This is a genomic window from Sulfuriferula plumbiphila, from assembly GCF_009938015.1.
Taxonomy (GTDB): Bacteria; Pseudomonadota; Gammaproteobacteria; order Burkholderiales; family Sulfuriferulaceae; genus Sulfuriferula; species Sulfuriferula plumbiphila.
Genome location: NZ_AP021884.1, coordinates 149391 through 163482, shown reverse-complemented (window position 1 = coordinate 163482; position 14092 = coordinate 149391). Strand labels below are relative to the sequence as shown.

Here is a 14092-nt window from a genome sequence, read left to right as displayed (position 1 = left end):
CCAGATGTTTTGTTTTAAGTCGCCATCCGGCGCAATGCGCGTTGCATATTGACGTCCTACGCGGCTTATCTCGTCCCGTGCGCTGCCTGCGGTCACGCGACAATCATGGATAAAACACCAGCACCCGGTAACCTGTTGCGGGCAGGTTGCCGATGTCGAGCAGCAGGTCGACGCTCGCCTCGCTGCCCGGCCTGATGCCTGCGGCGGCTTTGGCAGGAACCTTGAGATATTCGGCAGGCGCAAAAATGCGCCGTGCCAGCGGGGCATCGTGGGTGTCGGTGAGGGTGAGTTCGATATGCGGATAGGCTTCGGCATAACCCGCCTCATTGGCGATCAGCAAACTGACCTGGATGCGCGCCGGATGCGCCGGATCGGATAGCAGGTCGGAGCTGGAAATCTTGATGGCATCGGCGTCACGCGGCAGCGGCACGCTGCAATCGAGGGCGCTACAGGCGGCGACCAGCCAGGGTTTGACGGCAGGTATTCGCGCCGCGATCGGGGTGCGCAGAAAGTAGACCAGCTGCACTGCCAGCAACAGTCCGAGCAGGGCACTGCCGGTGCCGAGCAGCAGGGTACGGATACGTTTGCGCCGTGCCAGGGCCGTAGCACCTGTTGGGGAGGTTGGGGCCGGGGGTGGATGAGCAGATTCCGTCTCGGCTATGGCGGGTTCCGTTATGGGTTCCACAACGGATTCCTCGACGGAGGATTCCTCGGCGGGCGCGGCTATCTCCTCTGCCAGGCTTGCCGGCGCGACTGCTTCGGGTGCGCTGATATCAGCTGCTTGCAGGGGCTCCTCGGCTGCAGCGGTGAACTCCTCCACGCTTGAGGTATCCGGCTCGACGGCCGCGTCATGCGGCATGCCGGTTTGGCCGACTTGATCCGCTTCCGGCGTCAGGTGCGCGCGCGCGTCGAATACGCTGCTGCATATCCCGCAGCGCACCTGTCCGTCGCGCGCTGCCAGGAGCTCCGCAGTGACGCGAAACACGGTATGGCAGTGCGGGCAGGTGGTGAGCAGGCTCACGGTCGTTTTGTGCCGGCCAGACAGGCCCAGCCATCCTCCGCGTGCCACAGGCTGATATCGAACCAGCTGGCGTAAGCGGCAATGACCTTATCCACCTGCTCGACCAGGATGCCGGACAGCACGATGCGCCCGTCATGCCGGCAAGCGCTTGCGAGCAGGGGGGCGAGTGCCAGCAATGGGTTGGTGAGGATGTTGGCGATCACAATATCGACAGGCGCTGTCGGGGTGGCGTCGGGCAGGTAGAAATCCGCCTGCACTGCGTTGTTGCGCGCGTTGTCCTGCGCGGTGGTGACCGCTTGCGGGTCAATGTCCACACCGCATGCGCAGCCGGCGCCAAACTTCAGCGCGGCGATGGCCAGAATGCCGGAACCGCAACCGTAATCGAGCACGCGCTCGCCGCCCGCGATATGGCTGTCCAGCCATTGCAGGCACAGGCGCGTGGTGGGGTGGGAGCCGGTGCCGAACGCCAGGCCGGGGTCGAGCTTGAGGTTAATGGCGGCGCCGTCGGGGGCCGCGTGCCAGCTGGGAATGACCCACAATCGTTCAGAAATGCGGATCGGGTCGAACTCGGCCTGGGTGAGGCGCACCCAGTCCTGTTCGGCGACGCGCTCGATGCGGTATGCCGGAACAGTAAAGCCGGCAGCCTGTGCGGCTTCGGTCAGTATTGCCGTTACATCGGCAGTTTGCGCAAACAGGGCGAGCACTTTGTTGTCGCGCCACAACTCATCCGCCGGCATCCCCGGTTCACCGAAAATCGGGGCTTCTGCAGCGGTGCCGGCTGCGGCGTCTTCAATGCTCACCGACAGCGCCCCCGCTTCCATCAGCGCATCGGACAAACGTTCTGCCTCGTCTGCGGTGGCGGCCAGGGTGACGGATTGCCAGGACATAAGCGCCTAAGTATTGGACGGCTTGGCGAGCTTTTGCTCGAGATAGTGGATGCTGGTGCCGCCCTCGACGAAGGCAGCGTCGTACATCAAATCCTGGTGCAGCGGGATGTTGGTGTGGATACCTTCCACGATCATTTCCATCAGTGCCGTGCGCATCCGTGCGATGGCCTGCTCGCGCGTGGCGCCGTGCGCCAGCAGTTTGCCGATCATGGAATCGTAATGCGGCGGCACGAAGTAGTTCTGGTACACATGCGAATCCACCCGGATGCCAGGGCCGCCGGGCACGTGATACGCGGTCAGGCGCCCCGGCGAAGGCACAAAGGTGTAGGGATGCTCGGCATTGATGCGGCACTCGATGGCGTGGCCGCGGAACTCGATGTCCTTTTGCTTGAAGCGCAGTTCTTCGCCGGCAGCGATGCGGATTTGTTCCTGCACGATATCCACGCCGGTAATCAGCTCGGTGACCGGGTGCTCGACCTGCACGCGGGTGTTCATCTCGATGAAGAAGAATTCGCCGTCTTCGTAGAGGAATTCAAACGTGCCCGCGCCGCGGTAGCCGATCTTGCGGCAGGCGGCAGCACAGCGCTCGCCGATTTTGTCGCGCAGTTTGCGGTCCAGGCCGGGAGCGGGGGCTTCTTCGAGGATTTTTTGATGGCGGCGCTGCATCGAGCAGTCGCGCTCGCCCAGGTGGACGGCGTGGCCGTGCTCGTCGGCCAGCACCTGGATTTCGATGTGACGCGGTTTTTGCAGGTAGCGCTCCATGTACACTACCGGGTTGCCGAAGGCGCTCTGCGCCTCGGCCTGGGTCATGGCCACCGCGTTGAGCAGCGCGCCGTCGCTGTGTACCACGCGCATCCCGCGCCCGCCCCCGCCGCCCGCAGCCTTGATGATGACCGGGTAACCCACGTGGTTGGCGATACGCATGATTTCTTCCGGATTGTCCGGCAGCGCACCGTCAGAGCCGGGTACACACGGCACGCCGGAGGCTTTCATGGCATCCTTGGCGGAGACCTTGTCGCCCATCAGACGGATGGTTTCCGGGCGCGGACCGATGAACACGAAGCCGGAAGATTCCACACGCTCGGCAAAGTCGGCATTTTCCGACAGGAAACCATAGCCGGGATGAATCGCTTCGGCATCGGTGAGTTCGGCCGCGCTGATAATCGCCGGCACATTCAGGTAACTGAGTGCCGAGGCAGCGGGGCCGATACACACTGATTCGTCGGCGAGCTTGACGTACTTGGCGTCGGCGTCAGCCTCGGAGTGGACGGCGACCGTCTTGATACCCATTTCGCGACAGGCGCGCTGGATACGCAGGGCGATTTCGCCACGATTGGCGATGAGGATTTTTTCAAACATGGAGTGCCTGTTAAATGATTGGACAGGATGAACAGGATTGCTACAGGATGAACAGGAATTTTTTTTGAACCAGTTCTGCCGGATGCTATTGAGCTGTATTTACGCTGTTTAAAATCCTGCTGATCCCGTCCAATTTTTTCAGCCAATAATAAACATCGGCTCGCCGTATTCCACCGGCTGACCGTTCTCGACCAGAATTGCTTTGATGATACCGCCCTGGTCGGCCTCGATTTCATTGAGCAGCTTCATCGCCTCGATGATGCACAGGGTATCGCCGGCAGCCACGCTTTGCCCGACTTCTACGAAGACTTTAGCCCCCGGGCTGGAAGAGCGGTAGAACGTGCCGACCATCGGTGACTTGACGATGTGCCCCTCGGGTGCGGCAGGCGCAGCCGGTGCGGCGGCTACAACAGGCGCACTTGCCACGGGTGCAGCCGGAGCGGGCGCATAGCCCGGCATATTGCTCATGTAGATGGGCTGGGTATTCTGCGCAGTGCGGGTAATGCGGACTTTTTCTTCACCCTCGGTGATTTCGAGTTCGGCAATGCCGGATTCCTCCACGAGGTCGATCAGTTTTTTCAGTTTTCTCAGATCCATGTTCAGGCCTTGATGGTCAGTTGAGTGAGCGCGTGTTCGAGCGCCAGTTCGTACCCTTGCGCGCCGAGCCCGCTGATGACACCCACCGCCAGATCACTGAAATACGAATGATGGCGGAAAGTTTCACGGGCAAACACGTTCGACAGGTGGACTTCAATGAAAGGGATGGCCACCGCAGCCAGCGCATCGCGCAGTGCGACGCTGGTGTGAGTGAACGCTGCCGGATTGATGATGATGAAGTCGGTCTGCTGCCAGGCGGCGTGGATGCGTTCAATCAACGCCGCCTCGCTATTGCTCTGCCAGCACTCCAGCATAACTCTGTCAGCCTTGGCGCGGGCAGCCAGGCGCGCATTGATATCGGCCAGGGTAGCGCTGCCATAATGCTCGGGCTCGCGTGTCCCTAGCAGGTTCAGATTCGGGCCGTGCAGCACCAGAACATGCGGGGTTTCAGCCTTGCGTGCAGGCTGGTCGGAGCGTGTGCGCTGGGAATTCATGGCCGCAAGTTTGCCGCAAGTTGGGTGAAGTTGTCCAGACGTTTAACGAAAATGCCGCCAAATGGATGTTTTGGCGGGACGCCAGATTGCGGCGTATTTCAGGTCAGTGTGTTGCCAGCAGCGGTTTGAGTGCGGCTTCGAGTTTGGCGGTGCTCAATCCGCCCAGCTCGGTGGCAACGATTTTGCCGGAACGATCCACGATGACGGTGTAAGGCAAACCGCCCAGGCGGTTGCCTGTAGCCTGCGACAAGGCAACGGCATCAAGATCGCCCACCAATACCGGATAGTTGATACCCATCTGGTCGGAGAAGGCTTGCACCTTGGCTGTCTCGTCAATGGCTATGCCGACAAACTGCAAGCCCTGCGCGCCGTATTTGGTTTGCAGTTTGACAAATTCGGGGATCTCCTTGCGGCACGGTGGGCACCAGGTCGCCCAGAAATTGACCACCAACACCTTGCCGCGCCATCTTGACAGCGGCTGGCGGATACCGGCCAGATCCTTGAATCCGGCCTTGAACAGCGTTGCGGCGGCGGCGCCGTCTGCGGCAGCCGGCGCTGTAGCGGATTGTGCCAGGTTGTGCTGGTACACATAGTAGCCCCCCCCCAGCGCCAGCAGGCCGATCAACACAAACAGAATGAGTGACAGATTTTTTTTCATCATGGATCAGCGCAAGGCTGCCTCTAAACTGTTCAGGAATTGTGCGGGTGGCTGATAGCCGATCACCCGGTAAGCCACTTCTTTGCCGTTACGATCAAAGAATATCAGCCCGGGTGGGCCGAACAGGCCGAAACGTTTGAGCAGGGCCTTGTCGTCACCGGTGTTGTTGGTGACATCCGCCTGCAGCAACACTGCATCCTTGAGCGCGGCCTGCACTTTGGGGTCGGAAAAAGTGCCGTGTTCCATTTCCTTGCATGACACGCACCAGTCAGCGTAAAAATCGAGCACTACGAATTTTCCGTTTGACTGGCTGATCCTGGTGTCGAGTTCAGCCAGGTTTCTGACCCGGGTAAACTTCAACTCGGTTTGTGCCGCACTTGCTCCACCCGCGCCGCCCTTGAATACGGCCAGGGGTTGCAGCACCTCGCGCCCACCCGCCAGCATGCCCACAATGAGGGCAACGCCTGCCAGCAGCGCGATTATGCCCAGCCCCTTCCACAGGCGCTGCCAGCCGGAGGCGTTGACGGCGAGGGGTTCAACGGCCTTGAGGTGCATGGCCGATGCGATGAGCAGCGTTGCCCACAGCAACATTTGAATCCAGGCCGGTATCAGCGGGGTAATCAGCCAGATGGCGATAGCCAGCATGAGTACGCCGAAGAAATACTTCACTGCGTTCATCCAGCCGCCGGCGCGCGGCAATAGCGTGCCGGCGGAGATGCCGACCAGCAACAACGGCACGCCCATGCCGATGGCCAGCGCGAACAGCGCCCAGCCACCGAGTACCGTGCTGCCGGTCTGGGCGATGAACGCCAGTGCGGCAGCCAGGGGTGGCGCGACACACGGGCCGATAATCAGTGCCGACAGCGCCCCCATTACAAACACCCCAATGAAATTGCCACCCTTTACCTTATTGCTGGCATCGGAAAATTTGCTCTGTATGAAACTGGGCAACTGCAGCTCGAAAAAACCGAACATGGACAGTGCCAGCAGCACGAACACGGCTGCACCAAGGGACAGCGCAATCGGGTTCTGCAGGGCGTTGGAAATCAGCGTGCCGGACAATGCCGCCGCCACCCCGGCCAGTGCATAGGTAATGGCCATACCCAGTACATAGGCGAGTGACAGCATGAAACCGGACAGGCGCGTGACCTGTTTTTGCCCGGCGATGATGCCCGACAGAATCGGGATCATCGGAAATACGCACGGGGTCAACGACAGCAACAGTCCTGCGCCGAAAAACGTGGCAATGATGGTCCAGAAATGTCCGCCCTTGAGGACGCGCTCGATTTGCGACGATTCCGATACCGGGGCCTGTGCTGCGGCAGTCGCAACGGGTGGGGCCGCAGTTGCGGGTGACGAGGGTGCCGCAGCCGGCATGATGGGTTCCAGATTCGCCGCCGCCGAGTTGGCCGATGCTGCTGCGGTGGCCGCAGGCAGGGTCAGGGTAAAGGTTTTGCTGATTGGCGGATAGCACACGCCTTTTTCACTGCATCCCTGGTAGCTTGCCTCCACCACGACCTTGCCGGCACTGCCGGCGGGGCGGTTGAGGATGATGTCGCCACTGAAATTATGGTGATAAACCTCAAGGCGGCCAAAGTTGGGATCCTGTTCGATATCACCTGCTGGCAGTACGACTTTGGCCACGCTTACCCCGGCAGGCGATTTCACCGTGAAGTGGATTTTGTCCTTATATAGATAATAGTCTGGAGCCAGAGTGAAGCTGGCTTTCAGAGTCTGGCCGTTGACAGCACCCAGGCTCAATTTAAAGGCCTGGTCCGGGGGCAGAAATTGAGGTTGCGCGTTGCCGGTGATCTGGTCGCCCAGATTGCGCAGGCCTGCCAAGATACCTGCAGGCTGCCCGGCAGGCGGCTGGGATGAAGCCGGATCGGCAGCCGCGAGTCTGATGGTTGCCATGCTGTCCATCGGTGTGTAGCACACCCCCGCATCTGCGCAGCCTTGCGATACTGCCTTGAGCGTCACGCTCTGAGCGTTGCCGGTACGGGTAAAAGGCAACTTGACGCGCACTTCGTTACGGTAGGTTTCCACCTGGCCAAACGTCGGATCCGCGTGCATCTTCCCGGCAGGGAACTGGGGCGTGCCCAGCGTGCCGCCATCCAGGCTGAACTTGAAACGTTGGCGGTACATGTAATAACCATCCGCAATCTGGTAGCGTACCTCCAGCGTATTGGCGTCGGCCTGCTGTGCAGAGAATCTGAACGCCTGCTCGGGTTCCAGCAAATCCGCAGCGTGCACCTGCAGCAGGCTGGTGAAAAACAATAATAAAAAAGCAAAAATACGCATCTAATTCAGTCTCCAAACGGCTGGTATTCATACATAATATTGTTAACTCTCAACTTGCCGCATACACGCTTTAAATTTTCAGGAATGACCTAATCTGGACATTCATGCGCCGTCGGTTGTTTCCGTGGCGATCCAGTCCAGATAATCGGCCAGGCCGGCCACGACGGGCAGAGCGATGATTTCAGGCAGCGCGTAGGGATGGCATGCGCGGATGACTCGTTCAACCGCGTCATAATGGCATCGCCGGGTTTTAATCAGGACAGGCACTTCGGTTGCGGATTCGACCGTTCCCCGCCACCGGTAGGTGGACACGCAGGGTGCCATAATGTTCACACACGCGGCGATTTTTGTTGCCACCAGCTGTTTTGCCAGGCGCTGCGCGCTGTCGCGATCAGGCAGATTGGTCAGAATAACGATTGCTTCCATATTGAATTAGAGGATTTCCGCGATGCGCGTCTTGTTGGGCATGATTATAGTGTTGAGTTTCCCTGCGCTGGAGATTTATACCCTGGTTCAGATATACCACTATATCGGCTGGTGGATCATTGCTGTGCTGGCGGGCGGCATGCTGGCAGGGTGGCTGTTGATCGTGGGTGAGCGCCTGGCGTTTTTTGCGCGCATGAGCATGACCCTGCAATCAGGCGGTTCTCCGTTGCGCGCGCTGATCGACAGCGGCCGCACCATGATTGCAGGTGCGCTGTTTATTTTCCCGGGGGTAATCAGCGACGTGCTGGCCGTGCTGGTGTTGCTCTTGCCACTGCGCCTGATAGGCGGGCGTTCACGGCAGCAAACAGGCGGCGCGTCCGGCGTGATCGAAGGCGAGTACCGGCGCGAGCATGATGACCGGCTGGGACGCTGAGCTGGTCGGTGCCGCCCTACCCATCCCGGTTACCGCCCGCCCTGCAAAGACCATAAACAAGGCGAGATGGCTGATACCACCCTCAATGGCGCCGTTCTCGCCGTCATCAGCGAGTGGTGCCTGTCAGTTCGATAAAGCGCGCCTTATCCGCATCGAATTTGGCGCGCGTGCCGGTCATTTCCTTGCGTTTTTGCGCAATGATGCCTTCCAGCCGGACGATTTCGCGGGCGTTGGCATCACGCGTCTCAGTGACGTGTGCCGGTATCGGACGTTTGTCGCGCGCGCTAACTGCCATTTGCTGATCGAGCTGTGCCTGACGGGCACGTATCTGGCGCAGCTGGATCTGGTTGCTGTTGATGGTCAGTTTGGCCTGTTCCAGGTTGCGGTCACGCGCCAGATCTATCTCTGCGGGAGTGGTATAGGTGTTAAGCAATGCGGTGTCGCGCCGTTTCTGCTCGGTTTTGGTTTGTAATTCCTGTTGCAGGCGCGCCTGTTCGGCGGCGTGCAGCTGGCGCTGCTCCGGCGTCATGGTGCCGGCGTTTTGCCTGACCGTCAGGCCCTGTTTGTCAAGTTCCACATTGGCGCGCCCGGTGGCCTGTTGCGGCAGGGTGTCGCTATAATGCGTGCGGCCCTGGACATCCACCCATTTATACAGGGCGGCCTGTGCGGGGAGTGCCAATCCGAAGATCATTACCCAGAACAAAACGCGCATTTTTATTCTCTTATGTCACACCGTAGACTTCCCGGTAACGGGCAACTGCGAGCAAATTCTGTTCCATGTTCGGATGGCCATGCAAATACGCCAGCAGGTCAGCAAGGCTGGCAATGGCGAATACCGGCATGCCGTATTGCGCTTCCACCTCCTGCACTGCCGACAAGGCGCCCTGGCCGCGCTCCATGCGGTCCAGCGCGATAACCACGCCAGCCGGAGTGGCACCGTGGCCGAGAATCAGTTCCACCGACTCGCGCACCGAGGTGCCGGCCGAGATCACGTCGTCAATAATCAGCACTCGTCCCTGCAGCGGCGCACCGACGATGGTGCCCCCCTCGCCGTGGTCCTTGGCTTCTTTGCGGTTGAAACTGTACGGCACTTTCTGCCCCTGAGCGGCCAGCGCCACGACCGTTGCTGCCGCCAGCGGGATGCCCTTGTAGGCAGGGCCATACAGCACGTCAAATTTGATTCCGGCAACGCGTATCGCTTTCGCGTAAAATTCGCCCAGCTGTTTCAAGGCCATGCCATCGGCAAACAGCCCGGCGTTGAAGAAATACGGACTGATGCGCCCGGCTTTGGTCTTGAATTCGCCAAAGCACAACACGTTTTGCTCGATGGCGAAAGATAAAAATGCTTGTCTGAAGTCGGACATGATTAGGGCTCGTTAATTCTGGAAAATAAACAGTGCGCATTATAACCGCCAACCTCAACGGTATCCGCTCCGCCGCCAGCAAGGGTTTCTTCGACTGGCTTGCCACGCAAAACGCCGACATGGTGTGCGTGCAGGAACTGAAAGCACAGATGACCGACATGCGCCGCGAAATGCTCCAGCCAGACGGCTTCTACGGCTACTTCCATTATGCGGAAAAGAAAGGTTACAGCGGTGTCGGCATCTATGCCAAAAAACAGCCTGATGCGGTGATCGAAGGCCTGGGCATCGCCGACATTGACGCCGAAGGGCGCTACATTGAAGCGCAGTTCGGCAATTTGAGCATCATTTCGCTGTACTTGCCATCCGGTTCCAGCTCCGCCGAGCGCCAGCAGGTCAAATTCAGCTTCCTGGAGCGGTTTTACCCGCGCCTTGCCGAGCTCAAAAACTGCGGGCGCGAAGTCATCCTGTGCGGCGACTGGAACATCGCTCACAAAGAAGTGGATCTGAAAAACTGGAAATCCAACCAGAAAAATTCCGGCTTTTTGCCTGAAGAGCGTGCCTGGATGAGCAAGGTTCAGGACGAACTCGGTTTTGTGGATGTGCACCGTGCACTATGTCCGGATGCCACCGGTGACGCCTACACCTGGTGGAGCAACCGTGGCCAGGCCTGGGCCAACAACGTCGGCTGGCGCATTGATTACCAGATTGCCACTCCCGGCATCGCCGCCCGGGCGCGCGCCGCCAGCGTGTATAAGGACACGCGCTTTTCCGACCACGCTCCCCTCATCATCGACTACGAACCCTGGCAATGACCCAGCCCATACCGAAGTCCGGCTGGCGGGAAACATTCAGGTCCATTTTCAGTGGCCGCATGCTGGTGGCGCTGGTAATGGGCTTTACCTCCGGGCTGCCGCTGCTGCTCACCAGTTCGGTATTGCAGGCATGGCTGAAAGATTCCGGAGTGAGTCTGGCCGCCATCGGCGCGGCGTCGCTGATCGGGCTGCCGTATACGCTGAAGTTCCTGTGGGCGCCGCTGTTCGACCGTTTCACCCTGCCGCTGTTCGGGCGGCGACGCGGCTGGCTGCTGCTGATGCAGGCGATTCTGGCAGCGGCGCTGGTGGGCTTGAGCTGGTCCAACCCGGCGACCAATCTGTGGGGCGTCGCGCTGGCAGCGCTGCTGGTGACGTTCTTTTCCGCGTCGCAGGACATCGTGGTCGACGCCTACCGGCGCGAAAGCCTGCGTGACCTGGAACTGGGCTTCGGTTCGGCGCTGTTCGTCAACGGCTACCGCATCGGCATGCTGCTGGCGGGCGGCGGCGGACTGATTCTGGCCGACCTGCTGAGCTTCCCGGTAATGTACCAAGTCATGGCAGCGTTCATGGGAGTGGGCATCATCACCACGCTGCTGGCGCGTGAGCCGACGCTGCCCCCAGGCGCGCCACGCACGCTGAAAAGCGCGGTAATTGAACCTTTCGTGGAATTTTTCAAGCGCGAGGAAGCGTGGCTGATCCTCGCCTTCATTCTGTTCTACAAGCTCGGCGACACCCTCGCCACTGCCATTTCCACGCCGTTTTATCTGGATCTCGGTTTCACCAAGACCGAGATTGGCGCGGTGGTCAAGCTGTTCGGCTTCTGGGCCACCATCCTCGGCGGCACTTTGGGCGGCATCTGGATATTGCGCCTGGGTATGTACCGGGCGTTGTGGACATTCGGCATCCTGCAAATGCTGTCCACGTTCGGCTTTGTCCTGCTGGCACACCTGGGCCCTCACCTTACCGGGCTGGCGACGGTGGTCGCGGTGGAGAATTTCACCGGCGGGCTGGGCACGGCAGCGTTTGTCGGCTTCATGGGGGCGATGACCGACAAGCGTTTCACCGCCACCCAGTACGCGCTGCTGTCGAGCCTGATGGGCGTGCCGCGGGTGATTCTGTCCGCCCCTACCGGATGGATGGCGGAAAGCATGGGCTGGTCGCTATTTTTTCTGACCTGCACGCTCATGGCGTTACCGGGTTTGTGGCTGTTGCGACGCTTCAAGGGGTGGACGGAGCCAGCCAATGCCTGAAATTTCCTACCTCTCGGTATTCCTGGTCGGCCTGTTGGGCGGGGTGCACTGCGTGGGCATGTGCGGCGGGATTGTCACGGCCCTGTCGCTGTCATCGCCCGCTGGCCGCCCAGCCGTGCCGATGCTGCTGGCCTACAATTCCGGGCGCATAGCCAGCTACGCGCTGGCAGGGACAATTGCCGGGGCAGTGGGAGCGAGCACTTTATTGCTGGAAGGTTTCATGCCTGCCGGGCGTGTGCTTTATGTCGCGGCCAATATCATGCTGATCCTGCTCGGCCTGTATCTGGCCGGGTTGTCACGCGCGGTGCTGGCGCTGGAACGCGTGGGTAGCGCGGTGTGGGCGCGGCTGCAACCGCTGATGAAGCGCTTCATCCCGGTGCGTACTCTGCCGCAGGCGTTTTTCACTGGCGCAGTGTGGGGCTGGTTGCCGTGCGGACTGGTATATTCGGTGCTGATCTCGGCGCTGTCCACCGGCAGTGCCGCACACGGCGCGCTGCTGATGCTGGCGTTTGGCGCGGGTACCTTGCCCAATCTGTTGACGATGGGCTTGTTCGCCCGGCGCCTGCAAACGCTTACCCGCAAGCCGGGCGTGCGGCTGGCAGCCGGACTGCTGGTGGCGGCATTTGGGGTGTGGGGATTAACCCGGCTGATTTTGCATGTCTGAGCCCATCCATCAACCCCCGTTGCGCCAGTTATTGAAACGCGCAGCTTGTGCACTAGATGCCGTGGTGCACAAAGGCCAGAACCTCAATCACGTGTTGGCGCAGCAGCCTGTAGCGGGGCGCGCCACAGTGCAGGACATCAGCTACGGCAGTTTGCGCGAGTATGCGTTGCTGGCGGCGCTGCGGGATGCGCTGCTGAGTAACCCGCTCAAGGATAGCGTGGTCGCCGCGCTGCTGGTGGTGGCGTTGCGCCAGCTGCGCGTCCGTCCGGATGCGACGCATACCGTGGTCAACGAAGCAGTTGAAGCCGCCGCCGCGATCCAGCCGTGGGCGCGCGGACTGGTCAATGGCGTGTTGCGCAATTACCTGCGGCAGGCCGATGCGCTCACTGCCACGCTGGTCCAGAAAGAAAGTGTGCGCTGGAATTACCCGCAGTGGTGGATAGACAGGCTGCGCGTCGCCTACCCGGAACACTGGCAAGCGGCGCTGGCAGCGGGCAACCGGCATGCGCCGATGACGCTGCGGGTGAATCAGCACCACGGCAGCACCGCAGCGTACCTGGAACTGCTGCGGGATGCGGGGGTGGAAGCCACGCAAACCGGCGAATTCGCACTGCAACTGGCACACCCGATTGCTGTGGCGCAACTGCCAGGCTTTGCGTCCGGACGGGTGTCGGTGCAGGATGCCGGCGCGCAGCTTGCCGCGCTGCTGCTGGATTTGCACGACGGTCAGCGCGTGCTGGATGCCTGTGCTGCGCCGGGCGGCAAGACCGGACATATTCTGGAAACCGCGGATGTGGCGCTCACCGCGCTGGATAGCGACACAGGCCGCCTGGAGCGGGTGCGCGAAAACCTCGAACGCTTGCAGCTCAAGGCCACGCTTGCCAGCGGTGACGCCGCACAACCCGACACCTGGTGGGATGGCCGGCCGTTCGAGCGCATTCTCGCCGATGTGCCGTGTTCGGCCTCGGGCGTGGTGCGCCGCCACCCGGACATCAAATGGCTGCGGCGCCCGCACGATATTGCGCATTTTGCGGCACAGCAAGCCGCCATGCTGCCTGCGCTCTGGCGGTGTCTGGCGCGCGGTGGTAAATTGCTGTACGCAACCTGTTCCATTTTTCCTGAAGAAAATCAGCGCCTGGTGGATGCCTTTCTTGACCGGCATGAAAATGCGCGCCAGCTGAGCTTGGCAGGCGAATGGATCAACCCCGGCCAGCTGCTGCCCAATGACCAACACGACGGTTTTTTTTATGCGCTGCTTGCCAAGAATTAGCTGGTTGGCGCCGGCAATGCTGGCGCTGTTCATGCAACTCACCCTGTTCGCACCCGCCGCGCGCGCGGCGAGCGAGGGCATCCAGATCAGGTCCGCCGAACTCAAGCTGGTGGACGAGGTGTATCAGCTCAATGCGCAGCTGACCATAACACTCGGCGCCACGCTGGAAGAAGCTGTCAAAAAAGGCATCGCGCTCAATTTCATTACCGAATTCGAATTCCAGCGCCGGCGCTGGTACTGGTTCAACGAAGAAATCGCCAAAGTCACCCGCAACACCCGCCTGACCTACAATCCGCTGTTACGCCAGTACTTGCTTGCAGCGGGTTCGCAACAGCTCAGCTTTGACACGCTCGATGATGCGCTCGCTGCGCTGGGTGAAATCAGCGCCTGGCCCGTGCTGGACCGGCGCTTGCTATACAGGCGCTACAGCTATGTGGCCAGCCTGAGTATGCGCATGGATGTGTCGCAGTTGCCCAAGCCGCTGCAAATCAATGCCATCAGCTCGCGCAAGTGGGATCTTGAATCCGCGCCGTTTGTGTGGAGCATGTCGCCGTGA

The 14092-nt window shown here is 60.6% G+C and carries 16 protein-coding genes; 6 read left to right on the top strand and 10 right to left on the bottom strand.

The genetic code is table 11. From position 1 onward, the window contains the following. Positions 1-103: 103 nt before the first annotated feature. The 8 genes from GZH91_RS00795 to cutA all read right to left on the bottom strand — a co-directional run bounded on the left by GZH91_RS00795 (position 104) and on the right by cutA (position 7743). Positions 104-1021: a DUF3426 domain-containing protein gene (locus tag GZH91_RS00795; protein ID WP_147069789.1), complete on the bottom strand. Its 918-nt coding sequence runs from the start codon at positions 1019-1021 to the stop codon at positions 104-106. Next, positions 1018-1908 (bottom strand): 50S ribosomal protein L11 methyltransferase, encoded by an 891-nt coding sequence (prmA, locus tag GZH91_RS00790; protein WP_147069787.1) that lies wholly within the window; start codon positions 1906-1908, stop codon positions 1018-1020. The genes GZH91_RS00795 and prmA overlap by 4 nt, the downstream gene beginning before the upstream one ends. A 6-nt stretch (positions 1909-1914) precedes the next feature. Further along, a complete protein-coding gene (gene accC, locus GZH91_RS00785) occupies positions 1915-3267 on the bottom strand; it encodes an acetyl-CoA carboxylase biotin carboxylase subunit (RefSeq protein ID WP_147069785.1) in 1353 nt (450 codons plus the stop codon). Between the two features lie 138 nt (positions 3268-3405). After that, a complete protein-coding gene (gene accB, locus GZH91_RS00780) occupies positions 3406-3864 on the bottom strand; it encodes an acetyl-CoA carboxylase biotin carboxyl carrier protein (RefSeq protein WP_147069783.1) in 459 nt (152 codons plus the stop codon). Between the two features lie 2 nt (positions 3865-3866). After that, positions 3867-4358: a type II 3-dehydroquinate dehydratase gene (aroQ, locus tag GZH91_RS00775; RefSeq protein ID WP_147069781.1), complete on the bottom strand. Its 492-nt coding sequence runs from the start codon at positions 4356-4358 to the stop codon at positions 3867-3869. A gap of 103 nt (positions 4359-4461) precedes the next feature. Beyond that, on the bottom strand, positions 4462-5019 hold the full coding sequence (locus tag GZH91_RS00770) for a TlpA family protein disulfide reductase (RefSeq protein WP_223264441.1): 558 nt from the start codon (positions 5017-5019) through the stop codon (positions 4462-4464). 3 nt (positions 5020-5022) lie between these two features. Beyond that, positions 5023-7317: a protein-disulfide reductase DsbD gene (gene dsbD, locus GZH91_RS00765; protein ID WP_147069779.1), complete on the bottom strand. Its 2295-nt coding sequence runs from the start codon at positions 7315-7317 to the stop codon at positions 5023-5025. Between the two features lie 102 nt (positions 7318-7419). Next, positions 7420-7743, bottom strand: a complete 324-nt coding sequence (gene cutA, locus GZH91_RS00760) for a divalent-cation tolerance protein CutA (RefSeq protein WP_147069777.1) — start codon at positions 7741-7743, stop codon at positions 7420-7422. A 22-nt stretch (positions 7744-7765) separates the two neighbouring features. Here cutA and GZH91_RS00755 point away from each other — a divergent pair, with 22 nt between their 5' ends. Then, complete coding sequence (locus GZH91_RS00755) at positions 7766-8176, top strand: FxsA family protein (protein WP_147069775.1); 411 nt, start codon at positions 7766-7768, stop codon at positions 8174-8176. Positions 8177-8282: 106 nt separating this feature from the next. Here the strand turns inward: GZH91_RS00755 and GZH91_RS00750 are convergent, their stop codons facing one another. Then, a complete protein-coding gene (locus GZH91_RS00750; protein ID WP_147069774.1) occupies positions 8283-8888 on the bottom strand; it encodes a DUF4124 domain-containing protein in 606 nt (201 codons plus the stop codon). Positions 8889-8898: 10 nt separating this feature from the next. Next, positions 8899-9540, bottom strand: a complete 642-nt coding sequence (gene pyrE, locus GZH91_RS00745) for an orotate phosphoribosyltransferase (protein ID WP_147069772.1) — start codon at positions 9538-9540, stop codon at positions 8899-8901. Positions 9541-9572: 32 nt separating this feature from the next. Here pyrE and GZH91_RS00740 point away from each other — a divergent pair, with 32 nt between their 5' ends. The 5 genes from GZH91_RS00740 to GZH91_RS00720 are packed head-to-tail and all read left to right on the top strand — an operon-like array spanning position 9573 to position 14092. After that, positions 9573-10352 (top strand): exodeoxyribonuclease III, encoded by a 780-nt coding sequence (locus GZH91_RS00740; protein WP_147069770.1) that lies wholly within the window; start codon positions 9573-9575, stop codon positions 10350-10352. Then, the gene (locus GZH91_RS00735; protein WP_147069768.1) at positions 10349-11602 is read left to right on the top strand and encodes an AmpG family muropeptide MFS transporter; all 1254 of its coding nucleotides are present in this window, start codon (positions 10349-10351) and stop codon (positions 11600-11602) included. Before GZH91_RS00740 ends, GZH91_RS00735 begins: the two co-directional genes overlap by 4 nt. Continuing rightward, positions 11595-12266: a sulfite exporter TauE/SafE family protein gene (locus GZH91_RS00730; protein ID WP_147069766.1), complete on the top strand. Its 672-nt coding sequence runs from the start codon at positions 11595-11597 to the stop codon at positions 12264-12266. Before GZH91_RS00735 ends, GZH91_RS00730 begins: the two co-directional genes overlap by 8 nt. Continuing rightward, complete coding sequence (rsmB, locus tag GZH91_RS00725) at positions 12259-13536, top strand: 16S rRNA (cytosine(967)-C(5))-methyltransferase RsmB (RefSeq protein ID WP_147069764.1); 1278 nt, start codon at positions 12259-12261, stop codon at positions 13534-13536. The genes GZH91_RS00730 and rsmB overlap by 8 nt, the downstream gene beginning before the upstream one ends. A gap of 16 nt (positions 13537-13552) precedes the next feature. Further along, positions 13553-14092, top strand: coding sequence for a DUF4390 domain-containing protein (locus tag GZH91_RS00720; protein WP_161984127.1), 540 nt, complete (start codon positions 13553-13555; stop codon positions 14090-14092).

Coding starts and splice junctions, on each gene's coding strand:
- prmA (WP_147069787.1), bottom strand. CDS start 1,908: ATGTCCTGGCAATCCGTCACCCTGGCCGCCACCGCAGACGAGGCAGAA.
- accC (WP_147069785.1), bottom strand. CDS start 3,267: ATGTTTGAAAAAATCCTCATCGCCAATCGTGGCGAAATCGCCCTGCGT.
- accB (WP_147069783.1), bottom strand. CDS start 3,864: ATGGATCTGAGAAAACTGAAAAAACTGATCGACCTCGTGGAGGAATCC.
- aroQ (WP_147069781.1), bottom strand. CDS start 4,358: ATGAATTCCCAGCGCACACGCTCCGACCAGCCTGCACGCAAGGCTGAA.
- GZH91_RS00770 (WP_223264441.1), bottom strand. CDS start 5,019: ATGATGAAAAAAAATCTGTCACTCATTCTGTTTGTGTTGATCGGCCTG.
- dsbD (WP_147069779.1), bottom strand. CDS start 7,317: ATGCGTATTTTTGCTTTTTTATTATTGTTTTTCACCAGCCTGCTGCAG.
- cutA (WP_147069777.1), bottom strand. CDS start 7,743: ATGGAAGCAATCGTTATTCTGACCAATCTGCCTGATCGCGACAGCGCG.
- GZH91_RS00755 (WP_147069775.1), top strand. CDS start 7,766: ATGCGCGTCTTGTTGGGCATGATTATAGTGTTGAGTTTCCCTGCGCTG.
- GZH91_RS00750 (WP_147069774.1), bottom strand. CDS start 8,888: ATGCGCGTTTTGTTCTGGGTAATGATCTTCGGATTGGCACTCCCCGCA.
- pyrE (WP_147069772.1), bottom strand. CDS start 9,540: ATGTCCGACTTCAGACAAGCATTTTTATCTTTCGCCATCGAGCAAAAC.
- GZH91_RS00735 (WP_147069768.1), top strand. CDS start 10,349: ATGACCCAGCCCATACCGAAGTCCGGCTGGCGGGAAACATTCAGGTCC.
- GZH91_RS00730 (WP_147069766.1), top strand. CDS start 11,595: ATGCCTGAAATTTCCTACCTCTCGGTATTCCTGGTCGGCCTGTTGGGC.
- rsmB (WP_147069764.1), top strand. CDS start 12,259: ATGTCTGAGCCCATCCATCAACCCCCGTTGCGCCAGTTATTGAAACGC.
- GZH91_RS00720 (WP_161984127.1), top strand. CDS start 13,553: ATGCTGGCGCTGTTCATGCAACTCACCCTGTTCGCACCCGCCGCGCGC.